The following is an 18270-nucleotide window of genomic DNA, read 5'->3' as shown; positions in this document are numbered from 1 at the left end:
TCCCGGACGATCACCACGCCCGAAGCCTGCCTCCCTACCCCCACCGGGTATCGGAGGGCATGCGGGAAGTCCCATACGATCAGTCCACTATGTCCTCACGTGCCCCGTCCCAGCGTGCTCGGCCCCCGCGCGCCGCACGGCCCGCCGCCCTGCTGATCGCGCTGGGGGCCGTCGCCTACACCGCATGGGTGCTGGAGGTCGTCGTGGCGACGGGGCTCAACCCCGTACAGACGTACGTCAGCGAGCTCGCCGCCGCCGACCAGCCGCTCGGCGGGCTCTTCCGGGCCACCGACCTGGCCGCCGGGCTGCTCGTCCTCGCCGGGGCGGTGACGGCCCTGTGGGGCGGCGGACCCTCCCGGCGCACCGTGTGGGCGGTCGTCGGCTGGGCGGGGCTCGCCCTCTTCGGGGCCGCGACGGCCGTGGACTCCCGGCTGCCGCTGAGCTGCGCGCCCACCGCCGACCCGGTGTGCGCGGCCCGGGAGACCGCGGGCCTCGTCCCCGCTACGCACACCGCGCACGCCGTCAGCTCCGCGCTCGCGATGACCGGGGCGCTCCTCGGCGTCGTCGCGCTCACCGTCGCCGCACGCCGCGGCGGCCGGCCGTCGCCGCTGGCCCGCGTCGGCCCCGCGCTCGTCGCCCTCGAACTGGCCGCCACCGTCTGGACGCTGGCCGCGGTCGCCGCCTTCGAAGCGGGGCGCGGGACCTGGGCCCTGGGCGCGGGCCAGCGGCTCCAGGTGCTCCTCGTGGCGGCCTGGCTCGCGGTGCTCGCCCTGACCGTCGTACGCGAACGGACCGTCGCAGCCGAACGGAAGGAGGACACGCGCACATGACCGCCGTCGACGCCTTCGTGCGGGTGGGAGGCGTGCCGCACCATGTGGTCGTCGAAGGCCGCGGGCCGGTCTGCGTGCTGAGCGCCGGTCTCGGCATGAGCTGGTTCGACTGGGACCCCGTCGTCCCCCTCCTGGCCCCGCACCGCACCGTCGTCCGCTTCGACCGCCCCGGCCACGGGCTCAGCGGCCCCGCCGCCGTGCCGCCGTCCGCCGCGGGGGAGGCCCACCGGATCGCCGCCCTCCTCGACGCGGCCGGCCTCCGGGAGCCCGCGGTGGTCGCCGGGCACTCGATCGCCGGGTTCCACGCGGAGGCGTTCGCCCGGCTGCACCCGGACCGCACAGCCGGGCTCGTGCTCATCGACTCCTCGGTCGAGGAAACCGCACGCCCGCCCGCCGCCCCCGCCGTGCGCACAGCCCTGGCCCGCGGGCTCGGGGCCGCCCTCAGCGCCGTCGGGGCGCCCGCCGCCCTCGGCCCGGCCGCCCGGCGGGCCGCGGTGCGCCTGTCCCGTGCGGGGGGCGGCGACCCCGCCCCGTACCCCCTGGTCCGGCGCTGCTACGCCACCTCCCGGGTGACCCGCGGCATCCTGCTGGAAAACGCGCACTACCGCGCCGTCGCCGCCGAACTCCTCGCGCTGCGCGGACGCCGGCCGCTGCCGCGCGGCCTGCCGGTCACGGTCCTCGCGGCGGGCGCGGACGCCCGCTGGACCGGGCGGCAGCGCGCGCTGGCCCGGCTGCTCGGCGCGGCCCGTTTTGAGCCGGTCGAGCAGTCGGGCCATCTGATGACGCTGGACTGCCCGCGGACGGTGGCGCGGGCGATCCTCGAAACGGGCGTCGTCGAAACCGGCGGCCTCGAAACGGGCGGCCCTTGAGCGGGCCGCGTCCGCTCACTTGAAGGCGTACACCCGCTCCATCCAGTGGGCGAGCTGCTCGTCGCTCAGATGCTTGGCGAGATCGGCCTCGCTGATCATCCCCACCAGCCGCTTGTTCTCGATCACCGGCAGCCGGCGGATCTGGTGGTTCTCCATCTCATTGAGCACGGCCTCCACATCGGAGTCCGCCTCGATCCAGCGCGGCGTGCCCTTGGCCATCTCCTCGGCGGTGACCCTTGAGGGGTCACGGCCCATGGCCACACAGCCGACCACGATGTCGCGGTCGGTGAGAATGCCGCACAGCCTTTCGTTCGCGTCGGCGATGGGGAGCGCCCCCACGCCGTGCTCGCGCATGAGCTGAGCGGCCCGGTCGAGCGTCTCGTGTGCGGGGATCCACTGAGCCCCGGAGTGCATGATGTCTCGTGCGGTCGTCATGATGTGCACCTCCTGTCACCATCGTCATTGCGCCGTTCGCAGGACGCGACCGCAGACGACTGAACGGGGTGTACGGGGCACCCCGCACAACACGGGGTACCCCGGCCGCCGTACGCGACACCTACGCTCCGCTATGCCCCGCTACGCCCCGCGGTGCGCTTGCGCAGCATGTCCGCCATCAGCTCGATCTCCGAACGCTGCGCGTCGACCATGCCCTGGGCCAGCTTCCGCTGGGGCTCCACGGCGCACTGCTCGACGCAGCCCTCGGCCATCGCGACCCCGCCCTCGTGGTGGGCGGTCATGAGCTGAAGGAAGCGGATCTCGGCGTCCCGCCCCGAGGCGGCGCGCAACTCTTCGAGCTGCTTCCTCGTGGCCATGCCCGGCATCAGCGCGCCGCTGGCCGCGGCCTGGTGGCCGCCGCCCCCGGCCTCGTGGCCGCCGTGTCCGCCGCCGCCCGTCATCCAGGCCATCGGCTCGCTGCCGGCCTCCAGCGCGGGCAGCCCCCACAGATCCAGCCAGCCCAGCATCATGCCGCGCTGATTGGCCTGCGTGTTGGCGATGTCGTACGCGAGCCTGCGCACATCCTCGTCGTCCGTGCGGTCCCGGACGATGAAGGACATCTCCACCGCCTGCTGGTGATGGACCGACATATCACGGGCGAATCCCGCGTCCGCCGAGTCTGTTGACGGTGTACGGGACGCGTCGTCGCCGCCCCCTTCCACGGCGGAGAAGATGGTCGCCGCCCCGGCGAACAGCAGCGCTGACACCACCGCGGCGATCGCCGCCCACTGAGTACGCGTCAGGCTGTTTCCGATCGGACTGTTTCCGGCCGGACTGTCTCCGGCCACGCTGTTTCCGGCGCCGCTCACTTGCCGTCCATCCCGCCGGTGCAGACCGCACCGCGCTCCGGGGTCTGCGGGCCCTGGACGTACTTCGTGAGGAACCGGTCCACCCGCGGGTCATCCGCCGCGTCGACCGTCAGCTGCTTGCCCCAGGCGCTCAGCATGATCGCCCCGGTCTGCTCCGGAACCGGGCTGATCAGCGAGTACGGGGTCTTCTTCACCTTCGCGGCCAGCGCGGCCACATCGGCGTCGGACGCCTTGCCGCTGTAGGTCACCCAGACCGCGCCGTGCTCCAGCGAGTGCACGGCGTTCTCCGCGGGGACCGGCTGCTCGTAGACGTCCCCGTCGCAGTTCATCCACACGGGGTGGTGGTCGCCGCCGACCGGCGGCTTCATCGGGTAGCTGACGGGGGTCTCGACATGGTTGCGGCCCAGCGTCTGCGCGTCCCAGGACTTCTCGTCCGCGATCGGCGCCTTGGCCTGCGCCTCGCGCCGCTCCTTCTTCTCCGTCTCCTGGCCGAGGGCGAAGACGCCGAAGCCGACGAGTCCGGCGACGACGACGCCGCTGACGGCGAAGGTGAGGATGCGGCTGCGCCGTTCACGTGCCTGCTCGGCGCGGCGCATCTGCTCTATCCGGGCCCGGCGGTCGCTGCTGCGGGAATTCATGGTGGGAAAGGTCCTTCGTGAGTGGGTGTGCTGGTCTGACGGAACTGGTACGGGTCGTCCAGGTCCGGCTAGGTCCGCAGCACTTGAAGGACATGCAGATCGGGGGCGCGGGGCTGGGCTTCACCGCGGGGCGGCCGCCCGTGGAGCTGTGTCCGGGCGATATGAGCCGGTGCGGTGTCCGCGTCCTGCGGTGCGTCCGCCGGGGGGCCGGTGAGCACGGCGGCGGTCAGCACCGGCGTCAGCGCGCAGTGGTCCTCGTCGTACGGACAGGTGTACGCGCTCCGTGCGGGGTTCAGCGGCGTCTGCGCGTGTTCGGCGGAGAGGCCGAAGGCGCGGGCGGGGGTGCCGGCGGGAGTGTCGGCGGACGTGTGGTGCGGGCCGAGACAGAGGAAGAGCGCGCCGAGGAGCGTCGCCACGGCGGTCATCAGAGCCGTGGGACGTGCGGCGTACGCGAGGCGGCTGGGCCGCGGGGCCCCCATGGCCGCCGATGGTAGTGCGCGGGCCGTCCCACGCCTCCCGCGGGTTCGGCTCCGCCGGGGTGGGGGAGAGGCCGCGCCGCCCGCCGCCCGCTGCCCGCTGCCCGCTGCCCGCCGCCCGCTGCCCGCCGCCCGCGGCGGCGGGCGGGCTCCTGCCCCTCCCTCCTTCCTCCTCCCTCCCGCCCGATTACCGCCCTCCGCTGGTGCGGGGTGCGGTATCCCTCCCCGCGTGTGCGGGGAGGTGCTATCGGGCGGGAGGGAGAGACGAGCAGCGGCCTGCGGCCCGCGTGGCGGTCGCTTCGGTGTCGGCCCGTGCCAGAGGCGCGGTCGTTGTTGTTTGCCGGGGTGGCGGGTGGTTGGTCCCGCGTGCCGATCCCCGCCGCCCGCGGATGCGGGGTGCGGCAACCCGCTCCGCGCGTGCGGGGAGGTGCAATCGGGCGGGTGGGCGGGACAAGCACCTGCCCGCGCCCCGGGCGGCGGTCGCCACCGTCAGGCGGCCGTCCCCCGGGCGCGCGGGCAGACACGCGAGCACGCGCGCGGCGTCAGACGTGTTCCGGGGCGCGCTCGCGCCGCTGGGACGCGTCCCGCTCCAAGGTCTGCGCGGGGCGGCGGAACAGGCTCCCCGGCCACCAGAACCAGCGGCCCAGGTCGAGCGCCAGCGCCGGCACCAGGACCGTGCGGACCAGGAAGGTGTCCAGCAGCACCCCGAGGCCGACGATCACGCCCATCTCGGCCATCGTCACCAGCGGCAGCCCGGCGAAGACCGCGAACGTCGCGGCGAGCACGACGCCCGCGCTGGTGATGACCCCGCCGGTGGTCGTCAGGCCCGCCAGCACCCCGCGGCCGAGGCCCAGCCGGGCCGACTCCTCCTTGACGCGGTGCATCAGGAAGATGTTGTAGTCGATGCCGAGGGCGACCAGGAAGACAAAGCCCATCAGCGGGATCGACCAGTCGACTCCGGCGTAGCCGAGGACGTTCTCGAATAGCAGGTTCGAGGCGCCGAGTGCGGCGAAGTACGACAGGACGACGGTGGCGAGCAGCAGCACGGGGGCGACGATCGCCCGCAGCAGCCAGATCAGCACCAGCAGGACGACGGCGAGCACGGCCGGGATCACGACCCGCAGATCGCGGTCGGCGGCCCGCTGGGTGTCCAGCGTCTGCGCGGATGTGCCGCCGACGAGGGCGTCGGCCCCCTCGACCGCGCCCACGGCCGTCCGCAGCGCGTCCACCGTGTCCTTGGCGGCCTGGCTGTCCGGGGCGGCCTTGAGCACCACGGAGAGGGTGGCGCGGGCGCCGTCGGGGGTGCGGTCGCCGTCCTCGACGCGGGCGACGCCGGGGACCTCGCTCGCCGCGGCCTTCACCTCGGCGGCCCGGGTCGCGTCGGTCACCACGGTCGCCGGATCGGAGGCTCCGGACGGGTAGTGGGCCGAGATCCGCTCCTGGGCGACGACCGACTCGGGCTTGGTCTGGAACATCTCGGACTGCCGCAGCCCCATGTCGATGCCGACGGCGCTGAAGGCAAGCACCCCGGTGACGGCGACGGACATCATCCAGGACCAGCGGGGACGGCGGGCGACGGCATGGCCGATGCGGGACCAGACGGTCCGCGCCTTGCGCACCGGCGTGCCGTACGCGGGGACGAACGGCCAGAAGACCCAGCGGCCCGCGATCACCAGCAGGGCGGGCAGCACGGTCACCATGGCGAGGAATCCGCAGACCACGCCGACCGCGCCGACCAGGCCCATGGAGCGGGAGGAGTTGACATCGGCGAGGGAGAGGCAGGCCAGGCCGACGGCGATGGTTCCCGCGGAGGCGAGGATCGCCGGTCCCGAGCGGCGCAGCGCCAGCTTCATGGCGGCGTGCCGGTCCTCCTGGCGGTGCAGTTCCTCGCGGTAGCGGGCGATCAGCAGCAGGGCGTAGTCGGTGCCGACGCCGAAGACGAGGACCATCAGGATGCCCGCGCTCTGCGGATCGACGGGCAGGCCCGCGTACTTCGCCAGCAGATAGGTGCTCACCTGGGTGAGGACCGCCGCGAAGCCGACGGACAGCAGTGGCAGCAGCCACAGCACCGGGCTGCGGTAGGTGACCAGCAGCAGGAAGGCGACCACCAGACCGGTGGCGATCATCAGGGTGGCGTCGAGGGTGTCGAAGACGGCGACCTGGTCGACCAGCGACCCGGCCGGTCCGCCGACTTCGACGTCCAGCCCGGGCGGCGCGTTGGCGCCCGCGATCTGCCGGATCTCCTCGACCGTGCCGGTCAGGCCGTCCTCGGCGGAGTTCAGCGGCACCACGGTCAGCAGGGCCCTGCCGTCCTCGGAGGGGACGGGGGGAGCGATCTGCTCGCCCTGGGCCGCGTACGGCTCGAACGCGGTCCGGTCGGCCTCCGCCTTGGCGCGGGCGGCCGAGTCGATCGTGCCGGTCTCCTCGCCGGAGCTGTAGACGATGACGGCCGGCATCAGGGCGTCGTCGCGGAACCGCTCCAGCTCGGTGTTGACCTGCGCGGACTCCGCCCCGCGCGGCAGGAAGGCGTTGGGCCCGGTCTCCTCGACCTCGCCGAGCTTCCCGGCGAGGGGGCCGAGGGCGGCGACGACGATCAGCCAGCCGGCGAGCACCAGCCACTTGGCGCGACTGCCGCCCGGTGCCCTGGCCAGACGCTTGAGCAGCGCTTTCATGAGTACTCTCCTTGTGTGGAGTGAAGGCGCACGGTGCCCTGCGCCGCGGCGTGAGGCTGTGACGACCTGCCGCGGCGCATCAGCGCCTGTGCGTGTGATGTGTACGAACTCCATGGGTACGGCCGGGAGTTGCCGCTCCTGGCCGTACCGGTTCCGGTCCCGGTCCCGGTCCCGGTCCCGAACCGGGCCGGGTCGCCGCTTACTCGATCTCGCGCATCATCTTCTCCATCGAGGTCAGCGAGGCGCGGGTCTGCGTCAGCTCGTCGAGGGTGCGGCGGTGCAGCTCGGTGCTGTCCTCCAGCAGCCGGGCGTAGCGCTCGGCGAGCCGCCGGTACTCGTCCTCACGGGCGGCCAGCATGCGGGCCCGCCAGGTCGCCGCGACCTGCCAGACGATCACGATCAGCAGAAGGAAGACCCCGCCGGCTCCGACCGCCGCCACCGTGTCCGCGTTCATGTTGCCGTCTCCTTCTGATCTTTCTGATCCTTCTGGGTGTCTTTGCGGTCCCCGGCACGGTCGTCGGCACGGTCCCCGGTGAGCGTCCGCGCCGCCGCCCCGACGGTCTCGGGGGTGAGCGAGACGCAGAACGGCGTCAGCGCGAAGTACTTCATCGCCTTGCCGCCCTCGGACAGCTCCAGCTCGCCTTTGACCAGGCCCGCGGCCTCCAGCCGCTGCAGATGCATATGGAGCAGCGGGCGGCCGATGCCGAGGTCGCGGGCGAGGGCGCTGACGTAGTTGCGTCCGCCGAGCAGCGCGGCGACGATGCGCATGCGGTGGGGGTTGCCGAGGGCCGTGAGGACCTTCAGCAGCGCGTCGCCGGAGAGCGCGTCGCCGGACGGGCCGGAGGCCGGTCGCTGGCTCATCGCGGCCCCCTTCTTCGGTATCTGTCAGTCCAGGCTGACGCACCCCGAAGGGGGTGTCAAAGAAAACTGACACATGTCGGGGTGCAATAAGGGGACCTCAGGGTCGTCTCGGGGTTCGCCCTGACCCACAATGGCCTCAGCCGCGGCGCGCAACGCGTCTGAAACGCACAGGTGCGATGCTCGACAGCGCCAGGCGGCCTGACCGGCAAGGATGGGTAGGACAGCGAACATGGATAAGCAGCAGGAATTTGTGCTCCGCACGCTTGAGGAGCGCGACATCCGCTTTGTGCGCCTCTGGTTCACCGACGTGCTGGGCTTTCTCAAGTCGGTCGCCGTCGCCCCCGCCGAGCTTGAACAGGCCTTCGACGAGGGCATCGGCTTCGACGGCTCGGCGATCGAGGGATTCGCCCGGGTGTATGAGTCCGACATGATCGCCAAACCGGACCCCAGTACCTTCCAGATCCTGCCCTGGCGTGCCGAGGCCCCCGGAACCGCCCGGATGTTCTGCGACATCCTGATGCCCGACGGGTCCCCGTCCTTCGCGGACCCGCGCTATGTGCTCAAGCGCATCCTGGCCAAGACCTCCGACCTCGGGTTCACCTTCTACACCCACCCCGAGATCGAGTTCTTCCTGCTCAAGGACAAGCCGGTGGACGGCAGCCGGCCGGTCCCGGCGGACAGCTCCGGCTACTTCGACCACACCCCGCAGAACGTCGGCATGGACTTCCGCCGGCAGGCCATCACCATGCTGGAGTCGATGGGCATCTCGGTGGAGTTCAGCCACCATGAGGGCGCGCCCGGCCAGCAGGAGATCGACCTGCGGTACGCCGACGCGCTGTCCACCGCCGACAACATCATGACCTTCCGGCTGGTGATGAAGCAGGTGGCGCTGGAGCAGGGCGTCCACGCCACCTTTATGCCGAAGCCTTTCAGCGAGTACCCGGGCTCCGGCATGCACACCCACCTCTCCCTCTTCGAGGGAGACCGGAACGCCTTCTATGAGTCCGGCGCCGAGTACCAGCTCTCCAAGGTCGGCCGCTCCTTCATCGCGGGCCTGCTGCGGCACGCCGCCGAGATTTCCGCCGTCACCAACCAGTGGGTCAACTCCTACAAGCGCATCTGGGGCGGCTCGGCCCGCAGCGCCGGAGCGGGCGGCGAGGCCCCCTCGTACATCTGCTGGGGCCACAACAACCGCTCCGCCCTGATCCGCGTCCCGATGTACAAGCCGGGCAAGACCGGCTCCGCCCGGGTGGAGGTCCGCTCCATCGACTCCGGCGCGAACCCCTATCTGACGTACGCGGTGCTGCTGGCGGCCGGCCTGAAGGGCATCGAGGAGAGCTACGAACTCCCCGCCGGCGCCGACGACGACGTCTGGGCCCTCTCCGACGCCGAGCGCCGCGCCATGGGCATCGAGCCGCTGCCGCAGAACCTCGGCGAGGCGATCTCCCTGATGGAGCGCAGCGAGCTGGTGGCCGAAACCCTCGGCGAGCATGTGTTCGACTTCTTCCTGCGCAACAAGAAGCAGGAGTGGGAGGAGTACCGCTCCGAAGTCACCGCCTTTGAGCTGAAGAAGAACCTCCCGGTGCTGTAGCCGGTCCGGCGCCGGTCCGGTCGCCGTCGCCGTCCGGCCTCCGTGCGGATGCGGATCGCGCGGGGTGCGGGGACCCTGGAGAGCGGGGGTCGAACAGCGTCGAGAGGATGACCCGATGTCCATGTTGGACAAGCTCAAGAGCATGCTCAAGGGCCACGAGAGCCAGGTCGACAAAGGCATCGACAGGGCCGGTGACATGGCCGACGAGACGACCCGCGGCAAGTACCAGGAGCAGATCGACACGGCCCAGCAGAAGGCCAAGGACCAGCTGCGGCGGGATCCCGAGGCGCCGGGGCGCGAGCAGGACAACCCGCCCCAGGCGTGACGTCCCGCTAGTCGGTTGTGGTGGTGAGGGACCGCAACACCTCGTGCAACGGCTCGGCGGCGCGTCTGCGGAACTCCTGCACCGCCCAGCCGTTGCCGTCGGGGTCCGCGAAGTACAGGAACGTGCCCCCGTCGCCGGGGGCGACCTCCACCGGGCCGGTCACCTCCAGGCCGCGCCCGGCCAGCTCGTCGCGCGCCGCCTGGATGTCGGCGACCACCAGCTGAAGCCCCTGGTACGAGCCGGGCTTGGGCGACGGCGCGCCGCCGGGCATCGGGACGTTCTCCCCGATGACGATCGAGCAGCCGGAGCCGGGCGGGGTGAGCTGGATGAGCCGGGTGCTGTCGTCGATGCGGAAGTCGATGTCGACGTGGAAGCCCACCTTGTCCCGGTAGAAGTCCCGCGCCCGCTCCACATCGGAGACGGGCACCACGATCACTTCGAGCGTCCAGTCCATGGACTTGTCTCCTTGTCTCCTTCGCCGAGCCTACTGACCGCGGCGCCCGCCGGGAATCATCGCCTTCGCCCCGGTCAGCCGATTGTCCGATACCGAGAGCGGCTAGGCTCGGTGCCGGACCTTGGTCGGGCGGTAGAGGCGGGAGACGGCTTGATGACGGTGCCAGGACGCAGAAGCAGTTCCTTCACCCGACTCCTGCGGCACGGCTTCACCGACCCCTCCGCCGCGGAACGGCTGCTCGACCTCCCGGAGATGGCCCCCGTCCGCGGCGCCCCCGTCCTGCTCGACGCCCTCGGCGACACCGCCGACCCCGACCTCGCCCTGCGCGGCCTCGTCCGCCTCGTCGAGGCACAGCGGCCCGACGAGCGGCAGGGCCTGCTGGACACCCTGCTCACCGCGAAGCCGCTGCGCGACCGGCTGCTCGGCGTCCTCGGCGCCTCCGAGGCGCTCGGCGACCACCTCGCCCGGCATCCGCGCGACTGGCAGGCGCTGCTCGCCTACGAGGCGGCCGATCTGCACCCCGGCGTGGCGGAGTTCGAGCACTGGCTCGCCGAGGCCGGGGACCCGGTCGCCCTGCGCATCGCCTACCGGCGCTGTCTCCTCGCCATCGCGGCCCGCGACGTCTGCGGCACCATCGACGTCGCCGAAACCGCCGCCGAACTCGCCGACCTGGCCACCGCCACCCTGCGGGCCGCCCTCGCCATCGCCCGCGCCGCCGCCCCCGAGGACGCCGCGCAGTGCCGGCTGGCCGTCATCGCCATGGGCAAGTGCGGCGGCCGGGAGCTCAACTACGTCTCCGACGTCGATGTGATCTTCGTCGCGGAGCCCGCCGCCGCTGCCGGGGACGACGAGAGCACCGCCCTGCGCGCCGCCACCCGCCTCGCGTCACATCTGATGCGGATCTGCTCCGAGACCACCGTCGAGGGCTCGATCTGGCCGGTCGACGCCAATCTGCGCCCCGAAGGCCGCAACGGCCCCCTGGTGCGCACCCTGTCCAGCCATCTCGCCTACTACCAGCGCTGGGCCAAGACCTGGGAGTTCCAGGCGCTCCTCAAAGCCCGGCCCGTCGCCGGCGACCTCACCCTCGGCGAGTCGTATATCGAGGCCCTCGCCCCGCTCGTCTGGCAGGCCGCGGAACGCGAGAACTTCGTCGCCGACGTCCAGAAGATGCGCCGCCGCGTCGTCGACAACATCCCCGCCGCGGAGATCGACCGCGAGCTCAAACTCGGCCCCGGCGGACTGCGCGACGTCGAGTTCGCCGTACAGCTCCTGCAGCTCGTGCACGGCCGCAGCGACGTGACCCTGCACAGCGGCGCCACCCTGGACGCACTGCGCGCGCTGGCCGCCGGCGGCTATGTGGGCCGCGCGGACGCCGCACAGCTCGACGAGGCGTACCGCTTCCTGCGCGCCATGGAACACCGCATCCAGCTCCACCGGCTGCGCCGCACCCACCTCGTCCCCGAGGGCGAGGCCGATCTGCGCCGCCTCGGCCGCTCGCTCGGACTGCGCGCGGAACCCGTCGCGGAGCTCAACCGGGAGTGGCGTCGCCACGCCTCCGCGGTCAGACGGCTGCACGAGAAGATCTTCTACCGGCCGCTGCTGGACGCGGTCGCGCAGCTCGCCCCCGGCGAGAGGGGACTCAGCCCCAAGGCGGCGCAGCAGCGCCTCGAAGCGCTCGGATACGCCGACCCCGGCGCGGCCCTGCGCCATCTGGAGGCCCTCACCTCCGGCATGACACGCGCCGCGGCGATCCAGCGCACCCTGCTGCCCGTGCTGCTCGGCTGGTTCGCGGACTCGGCCGATCCGGACGCCGGCCTTCTCGGCTTCCGCAAGGTCTCCGAGGCGCTCGGCAAGACGCCCTGGTATCTGCGGCTGCTGCGCGACGAGGGCGCGGCCGCGGAGAACCTCGCCCGGGTGCTGTCGGCCGGACGCCTCGCCCCCGATCTGCTGCTGCGCGCCCCGGAGGCGGTGGCGATCCTCGGCGACCCGCAGGGGCTCGCCCCGCGCGGCCGCGAGCATCTGGAGCAGGAGGTGCTGGCCGCGGTGGGGCGCGCTGACTCCGCGGAGGCCGCCGCGGCCGCCGCACGCGGGGTCCGCCGCCGGGAGCTGTTCCGCACCGCGGCCGCGGATCTGATCGCCTCGTACGGCGTCGACCAGAGCCCCGCCGCGGACCGGGACACCTCCGCCGCGCTCGCCGGAGCCGGCCCGATCGACCACGGCGCTCTGGTGGACCAGGTGGGCGGCGCCGTCACCGACCTCAACGCGGCCACCCTCGCGGGCGCGCTGCGCGCCGCCGTACGCGCCCAGTGGGGCGACACCCTGCCGACCAGGTTCGCTGTCATCGGCATGGGCCGCTTCGGCGGGCGCGAGCTGAGTTACGGCTCCGACGCCGATCTGCTGTTCGTGCACGAGCCGCGCGACGGAGTGGACGAGCAGGAGGCCGCCCGCGCCGCGTACGCCGTCGTCGCCGAGATGCGCCGGCTGCTGCAACTGCCCACCGCTGACCCGCCGCTGCTGATCGACGCCGATCTGCGCCCGGAGGGCAAGAGCGGGCCCCTGGCGCGCACCCTCAAGTCGTACGAGGCGTACTACCGCCGCTGGTCGCTGGTGTGGGAGAGCCAGGCCCTGCTGCGCGCCCAGCCGATGGCGGGCGACGCCGACCTGGGGGCGCGGTTCATCGAGCTGATCGACCCGCTGCGCTATCCGCCCGAGGGCCTGGGCGAGGACGCCGTACGCGAGATCCGCCGGCTGAAGGCCCGGATGGAGACCGAGCGGCTGCCGCGCGGCGCCGACCCCACCCTCCACACCAAGCTGGGACGCGGCGGGCTGACCGATGTGGAGTGGACGGTCCAGCTGCTGCAGATGCGGCACGGGTGGGCGGAGCCGGGCCTGCGCACCCCCCGCACCCGCGAGGCGCTCGCCGCCGCGCACGCCGCGGGACTCATCGGCACGGACGACGCCGCCATCCTGGACGAGGCCTGGGTGCTGGCGACCCGCGTGCGCAACGGCGTGATGCTGGTACGCGGCCGGCCCGGCGACACCTTCCCCTCCGACGGGCGCGAACTGGCCGCCGTCTCCCGCTATCTGGGCTATGGGCCCGGCCATGTGGGAGACATGCTCGACGACTACCGCCGGATCACACGCCGTGCGCGGGCGGTGGTCGACGAGCTGTTCTACGGCGCGGCTGTCTGACCCCGCTGCCCCCTCCGCCCCCTCGGAAGTCTCCTCATCGGGCCTCCGGCCGACCCCGGCCGTCACCTGGCGCCGTCGCGCAGGGTGCGCAGGATGCGCTCCAGCGCCTGGCGGTCCTGTTCCGACAGCCGGCCGGTGAAGTGCTTCTCCAGCTGAGCCACATGGGCGGCCAGTGCGCGATCCAGCGCCTCGCCGCCCTCGTGCGTCAGCACGGCGTAGGAGGCCCGCCGGTCGTGCGGGCAGGGATCGCGCCGCAGCAGGCCGGCCTCCTCCATGCGGTCCGCGAGCCGGGTGAAGCCGCCCGAGCTGAAGGAGACCGCCGCCGCGAGATCGGTCATCCGCAGCCGGCCGCCGGGCGTCCGGCCCAGCCGCAGCAGCACCTCGAACCAGCTCTCGGGCATGCCCAGATCGCGGTTCACCAGGGGCTTCAGCCGGGTGTACGCCTCCACGAACAGTCCGTACAGCGTCACGTCGTCGTCATCTCGAAGGTGCTCCGTCACAGGACAAGGGTCGCAGAAAGTGACTTCATCGGGAAGAAGGTGTCCTTGCAATATCTGCATCAGCAGACATATTATCTTGCTCGGCAGATACTTTTCCAGCAACTTATCCGCTCAGAAGGAACACCCCTGATGACCATCCCCACCACCCCCATCGCACCCCTGAAGCTCGCCGTCCTCGGCGCCACCGGCATGGCCGGCAGCCGTATCGTCGCCGAGGCGCTCGACCGCGGGCACGCCGTCACCGGCTTCGCCCGCCGCCACGACGGGCAGGAGGCCGCCGCCGAGCGTCCCGGCCTGACCCGCGTCACCGCCGATGTGAGCGCCGCCGCGACCTTGGAGCAGGCGGTCGACGGCACGGACGCCGTCGTCAGCGCCCTGCCCGGACGCGCCGTCCTGCCCATCCTGGACACGCTCGCCGGCCTGGCCCGCGCCCGGCAGCGCCGCCTGCTCTTCGTCGGCGGCGCCGGCAGCCTGCTGCTGCCCTCCGGCGAGCGCGTGATCGACCAGCCGGGCTTCCGTGACGAGTGGAAGCCCGAGGCCTCCGCCCACGTCGAGCTGCTGGACGCGCTGCGCGCCCTGCCCGACGACGCCGACTGGACCTTCCTCAGCCCGTCCGCGCTGTTCACCCCCGGTGAGCGCACCGGGGTCTTCCGCCTCGGCGGGGATGAGCTGCTGACCGACGCGGAGGGGGACTCCCGGATCTCGGGGGAGGACTACGCGGCAGCGCTGCTGGACGAGATCGAGCGGCCGGCGCATGTGCGGCGGCGCTTCACGGTGGGCTACTAGTTCCTGAAACCGGGGGCTCCGCGCCCGGACCCCCATGTCTTTTTGAGCCCCTCCGGCGATTGGGGAGCGGGGGTCCGGGTGCGGAGCCCCCGGGTCGGAACCCGCGGCAGCCGGTGCGGCAGCGCCCGGTACCACGCGTACGAGAGCGCGAAGCCGAACGCCAGGCAGATCATGCCGCCCACCGCGTCCAGCCAGAAGTGATTGGCCGTGGCGACGATCACTATCAGCGTCGCCGTCGGATAGAGCACCCCGAGGATCCTCGCCCACGGCGCGGACGCCACCGCGAAAATGATCAGTCCGCACCACAGCGACCAGCCGATGTGCATCGAAGGCATCGCCGCGTACTGGTTCGACATGTTCTTGAAGTTGCCGGAGGCCATCGAGCCCCAGGTCTCATGGACCAGAACCGTGTCGATGAAGTTCTGTCCGCTCATCAGCCGCGGCGGCGCGAGAGGATACAGATAGTAGCCGACCAGTGCCACCGCGGTGGTGGCGAACAGCGCCAGCCGGGCGGCCGCGTAACGGCCCGGATGGCTGCGGTACAGCCACACCAGCACGCCGATGGTCACGATGAAGTGCAGGGTGGCGTAGTAGTAGTTCATCGTCACGATCAGCCATGTCACGGAGTTCACGGCGTGGTTGACCGTCTGCTCGACCGCTATGCCGAGCGTCCGCTCGACGTCCCAGATCCAGTCCGCGTTCCGCAGCGCCTGCGCCTTCTGCTCCGGCACGGCATTGCGAATGAGCGAGTACGTCCAGTAACTGACCGCGATGAGCAGGATTTCGACCCAGATCCGCGGATAGCGGGGGGTGCGCAGCGTGGTCAGCCGGTGACGCGCGGGGGCGTCCTCGGGGGCCTCGTCCACCATGGGTGACGGGGTAAACGGGGTGGCCCTCTGGCCGTCCAAAGTCTTCACGGTCGTTTCACCCATGGGACGAGAGTCTGCCAGATTCGCCCCCCACACTGATCATCCCTCGGGTGGGCTAATGGCGCACCCGGTAGTACTTGCGGACGACCCCGCCCCTTCAGAGGCGGGGCCGGGCCCGCCCAGGCCGTCTGACCGGGCCTGCTCAGGCCGTCTGACCGGGCCCGGAGGCGGTCGAGCCGCGCACCACCAGCTCCGGCATGAAGACGAACTCGCTGTGCGGCGCCGGAGTGCCGCCGATCTCCTCCAGGAGCGTGCGCACCGCCGCCTGCCCCATCGCAGGCACCGGCTTGCGGACCGTGGTCAGCGGCGGGTCCGTGAACGCGATCAGCGGGGAGTCGTCGAAGCCGACGACCGATATGTCCTCGGGCACCCTCAGACCCCGCTGCCGCGCGGCCCGTATCGCTCCCAGCGCCATCATGTCGCTGGCGCACACCACCGCCGTGCACCCGCGGTCCATCAGCGCCGAGGCGGCCGCCTGGCCGCCCTCCAGCGTGAACAGCGAGTGCTGGATCAGCTCCGCTTCGATCACCTCGGGGGCGAGCCCCAGCTGATCCCGTACGGCCCCGACGAAGCCCTCGATCTTCCGCAGCACGGGGACGAAGCGCTTCGGCCCCAGCGCCAGACCGATCCTGGTGTGGCCCAGTGCCGCCAGATGCGTCACCGCCAGCGTCATCGCCGCCCGGTCGTCGGGGGAGATGAACGGCGCCTGCACCTCCGGCGAGAAGCCGTCGACGAGGACGAACGGCACACCTTGCGCCCGAAGCTGGGCATAGCGCTGCATATCGGCGGAGGTGTCGGCATGCAGCCCCGAGGCGATGATGATCCCGGCCACGCCGCGGTCCACCAGCATCTCGGTCAGCTCGTCCTCCGTGGACCCGCCCGGCGTCTGGGTGGCGAGCACCGGGGTGTAGCCCTGGCGGGTCAGCGCCTGCCCGATCACCTGCGCAAGCGCGGGGAATATCGGGTTCTCCAGCTCCGGGGTGATCAGCCCGACCAGTCCCGCGCTGCGCTGGCGCAGCCGCACCGGACGCTCGTAGCCGAGAACGTCCAGTGCGGCCAGTACGGACTGGCGGGTGGTCGCGGCGACTCCGGGCTTTCCGTTGAGGACGCGGCTCACCGTCGCTTCGCTGACCCCCGCCTGGGCTGCGATGTCTGCCAGTCGTGCGGGTGCGGTCACGGGATGCGACTGTACCGGGCGCATCTCAGACTGCCCACCAGACGCAGGTCTCGCCCGGGATGCGCACGGCGGCGCCGCTGAACTCCAGCGCCGCGGAGGCCAGCACCGGCCGCCCCGGCACCGGCATTTCGGCCTCCGTGTCCAGGGTGTTCAGCGTGCACACCAGACCGGGCCTGCGGAAGGCCAGCACCCCGTCGGGTCCGGGCAGCCACTCCATCTCCCCGTCGCCCAGGCCCTCCAGCTGCCGCCGCAGCGCCAGCGCCGAGCGGTACAGCTCCAGCGTGGAGCGCGGGTCGCCGGTCTGCGCCTCGACCGAGAGGCCGGCCCAGGCGTCGGGCTGCGGCAGCCAGGAGCCGCCGGGGCCGAAGCCGTACGGGGCCCGGGACCCCGACCAGGGCAGCGGCACCCGGCAGCCGTCCCGCTTGCCGTCCTGGCCGTCGCCGCGGAAGAACGCCGGGTCCTGGCGCACCGCGTCCGGCAGATCCTCCACCTCCGGCAGGCCGAGCTCCTCACCCTGGTACACATAGACGGAGCCGGGGAGGGCGAGCGTGAGCAGGGCCGCGGCACGGGCCCGGCGCAGCCCCTGCTCCCCGCCGCCATAGCGGGTGGTGTGCCGCACCACGTCGTGGTTGGACAGCACCCAGGTGGTGGGCGCGCCGACCGAGCGGGTCGCCAGCAGCGACTCGTCGATCACCCGGTGCATCGCGGCCGCGTCCCACTCGCAGGTCAGAAACTGGAAGTTGAACGCCTGGTGCAGCTCGTCCGGGCGGACGTACAGCGCGAGCCGCTCCGCGTTCGGGGCCCAGGCCTCGGCGACGCCGATGCGGTCGCCCTCGTAGCTGTCGAGCAGCCGCCGCCAGGAGCGGTGGATCTCATGCACGCCGTCCTGGTCGAAGAACGGCAGCACCTGTGCGCCGATCAGCTTCGCCTGCTCGCTCAGCCCGATGTCCGGCAGCCCCTCGGCCTTGACCATGCCGTGCGCGACGTCGATGCGGAAGCCGTCCACGCCCAGGTCCAGCCAGAAGCGGAGGATGGACTCGAACTCCTCGCGCACCGTTGGAGAGTCCCAGTTGAGGTCCGGCTGCTCGGGCGCGAAGAGATGCAGATACCACTCGCCGTCGGGGGTGCGGGTCCAGGCGGGGCCGCCGAAGACCGACTCCCAGTCGTTCGGGGGCAGCTCGCCGTTTTCGCCCTTGCCGGGGCGGAAGTGGTAGAGCCGCCGCTCGGGGGCGTCCGGGCCGCCGGCGAGCGCCGCCCGGAACCAGGCGTGCCGGTCGGAGGTGTGGTTGGGGACGATGTCCACGATCACCCGCAGCCCCAGCCGGTGGGCCTCGCGCACCAGGTCGTCGGCGTCGGACAGATCGCCGAACAGCGGGTCCACGGCCCGGTAGTCGGCCACGTCATAGCCGCCGTCGGCCTGCGGGGAGGCATAGAAGGGGGTGAGCCAGACGGCGTCCACACCCAGGTCCGCGAGGTGCGGAAGGCGCTCTCTGATGCCCCGCAGATCGCCGATGCCGTCCCCGTCGCTGTCGGCGAAGGAGCGCACGTACACCTGGTAGATGACGGCGTCCCGCCACCAGCCGGCGGAGTGTGCGGCGGCCGGGCTGCTGGGCATGGGAGCGAGCTCCTGGGTCATGTACGTTCCCTCGTTGGTCGTCAACTGCGT

Annotated in this window: 18 protein-coding genes; 6 read left to right on the top strand and 12 right to left on the bottom strand. The window is 72.2% G+C overall.

Annotated elements, in window-relative coordinates:
- The first annotated feature begins 89 nt into the window (after positions 1 to 89).
- Both OF819_RS21685 and OF819_RS21680 read left to right on the top strand, forming a co-directional pair.
- Positions 90 to 830, top strand: a complete 741-nt coding sequence (locus OF819_RS21685; RefSeq protein ID WP_267245279.1) for a DUF998 domain-containing protein — start codon at positions 90 to 92, stop codon at positions 828 to 830.
- Positions 827 to 1699 (top strand): alpha/beta fold hydrolase, encoded by an 873-nt coding sequence (locus OF819_RS21680; RefSeq protein WP_267245278.1) that lies wholly within the window; start codon positions 827 to 829, stop codon positions 1697 to 1699. The genes OF819_RS21685 and OF819_RS21680 overlap by 4 nt, the downstream gene beginning before the upstream one ends.
- A gap of 15 nt (positions 1700 to 1714) precedes the next feature.
- Here OF819_RS21680 and OF819_RS21675 read toward each other — a convergent pair whose 3' ends face one another.
- From OF819_RS21675 to OF819_RS21645, 7 genes are all read right to left on the bottom strand, one after another.
- Entirely contained in the window at positions 1715 to 2134 is a 420-nt protein-coding gene (locus OF819_RS21675) for a CBS domain-containing protein (RefSeq protein ID WP_267245277.1), read from the bottom strand.
- A gap of 131 nt (positions 2135 to 2265) precedes the next feature.
- On the bottom strand, positions 2266 to 2937 hold the full coding sequence (locus OF819_RS21670) for a DUF305 domain-containing protein (protein WP_416370592.1): 672 nt from the start codon (positions 2935 to 2937) through the stop codon (positions 2266 to 2268).
- Between the two features lie 62 nt (positions 2938 to 2999).
- Positions 3000 to 3641 carry a DUF3105 domain-containing protein gene (locus tag OF819_RS21665; protein ID WP_267245276.1) on the bottom strand — a complete coding sequence of 214 codons (642 nt, stop codon included), beginning with the start codon at positions 3639 to 3641 and terminating at the stop codon, positions 3000 to 3002.
- A gap of 68 nt (positions 3642 to 3709) precedes the next feature.
- Positions 3710 to 4120: a hypothetical protein gene (locus tag OF819_RS21660; RefSeq protein WP_267245275.1), complete on the bottom strand. Its 411-nt coding sequence runs from the start codon at positions 4118 to 4120 to the stop codon at positions 3710 to 3712.
- A gap of 539 nt (positions 4121 to 4659) precedes the next feature.
- On the bottom strand, positions 4660 to 6789 hold the full coding sequence (locus tag OF819_RS21655) for an MMPL family transporter (RefSeq protein WP_267245274.1): 2130 nt from the start codon (positions 6787 to 6789) through the stop codon (positions 4660 to 4662).
- A gap of 199 nt (positions 6790 to 6988) precedes the next feature.
- Positions 6989 to 7243 (bottom strand): hypothetical protein, encoded by a 255-nt coding sequence (locus tag OF819_RS21650; protein WP_267245273.1) that lies wholly within the window; start codon positions 7241 to 7243, stop codon positions 6989 to 6991.
- Positions 7240 to 7650: an ArsR/SmtB family transcription factor gene (locus OF819_RS21645; RefSeq protein ID WP_267245272.1), complete on the bottom strand. Its 411-nt coding sequence runs from the start codon at positions 7648 to 7650 to the stop codon at positions 7240 to 7242. The genes OF819_RS21650 and OF819_RS21645 overlap by 4 nt, the downstream gene beginning before the upstream one ends.
- Before the next feature lie 229 nt (positions 7651 to 7879).
- Here OF819_RS21645 and OF819_RS21640 point away from each other — a divergent pair, with 229 nt between their 5' ends.
- Positions 7880 to 9241, top strand: coding sequence for a glutamine synthetase family protein (locus tag OF819_RS21640; RefSeq protein ID WP_240135914.1), 1362 nt, complete (start codon positions 7880 to 7882; stop codon positions 9239 to 9241).
- Between the two features lie 115 nt (positions 9242 to 9356).
- Positions 9357 to 9566 (top strand): antitoxin, encoded by a 210-nt coding sequence (locus OF819_RS21635; RefSeq protein WP_267245271.1) that lies wholly within the window; start codon positions 9357 to 9359, stop codon positions 9564 to 9566.
- A gap of 7 nt (positions 9567 to 9573) precedes the next feature.
- Here the strand turns inward: OF819_RS21635 and OF819_RS21630 are convergent, their stop codons facing one another.
- Positions 9574 to 10020 (bottom strand): VOC family protein, encoded by a 447-nt coding sequence (locus OF819_RS21630; RefSeq protein ID WP_267245270.1) that lies wholly within the window; start codon positions 10018 to 10020, stop codon positions 9574 to 9576.
- A gap of 153 nt (positions 10021 to 10173) precedes the next feature.
- Here OF819_RS21630 and OF819_RS21625 point away from each other — a divergent pair, with 153 nt between their 5' ends.
- Positions 10174 to 13212: a bifunctional [glutamine synthetase] adenylyltransferase/[glutamine synthetase]-adenylyl-L-tyrosine phosphorylase gene (locus tag OF819_RS21625; RefSeq protein WP_267245269.1), complete on the top strand. Its 3039-nt coding sequence runs from the start codon at positions 10174 to 10176 to the stop codon at positions 13210 to 13212.
- A 62-nt stretch (positions 13213 to 13274) separates the two neighbouring features.
- On the opposite strand, the gene OF819_RS21620 is transcribed toward OF819_RS21625, so the two are convergent.
- Complete coding sequence (locus OF819_RS21620) at positions 13275 to 13712, bottom strand: MarR family winged helix-turn-helix transcriptional regulator (RefSeq protein WP_267245268.1); 438 nt, start codon at positions 13710 to 13712, stop codon at positions 13275 to 13277.
- A 129-nt stretch (positions 13713 to 13841) separates the two neighbouring features.
- Between OF819_RS21620 and OF819_RS21615 the strand changes: the two genes are divergently transcribed.
- Positions 13842 to 14498, top strand: a complete 657-nt coding sequence (locus OF819_RS21615; protein WP_267245267.1) for an NAD(P)-dependent oxidoreductase — start codon at positions 13842 to 13844, stop codon at positions 14496 to 14498.
- Here the strand turns inward: OF819_RS21615 and OF819_RS21610 are convergent.
- The 3 genes from OF819_RS21610 to OF819_RS21600 all read right to left on the bottom strand — a co-directional run bounded on the left by OF819_RS21610 (position 14495) and on the right by OF819_RS21600 (position 18240).
- Positions 14495 to 15367, bottom strand: coding sequence for a phosphatase PAP2 family protein (locus OF819_RS21610; RefSeq protein WP_416370590.1), 873 nt, complete (start codon positions 15365 to 15367; stop codon positions 14495 to 14497). The two genes, OF819_RS21615 and OF819_RS21610, sit on opposite strands and share 4 nt — an antisense overlap.
- Positions 15368 to 15569: 202 nt before the next feature.
- The gene (locus OF819_RS21605) at positions 15570 to 16604 is read right to left on the bottom strand and encodes a LacI family DNA-binding transcriptional regulator (RefSeq protein WP_267245265.1); all 1035 of its coding nucleotides are present in this window, start codon (positions 16602 to 16604) and stop codon (positions 15570 to 15572) included.
- Positions 16605 to 16629: 25 nt separating this feature from the next.
- Positions 16630 to 18240, bottom strand: a complete 1611-nt coding sequence (locus tag OF819_RS21600) for a glycoside hydrolase family 13 protein (RefSeq protein WP_267245264.1) — start codon at positions 18238 to 18240, stop codon at positions 16630 to 16632.
- Between the last annotated feature and the right edge of the window lie 30 nt (positions 18241 to 18270).

Origin of the sequence: Streptomyces sp. PR69 (assembly GCF_026420845.1) — a bacterium.
Classification (GTDB): Bacteria; Actinomycetota; Actinomycetes; order Streptomycetales; family Streptomycetaceae; genus Streptomyces.
This window is presented reverse-complemented; position numbering and strand designations above follow the sequence as displayed.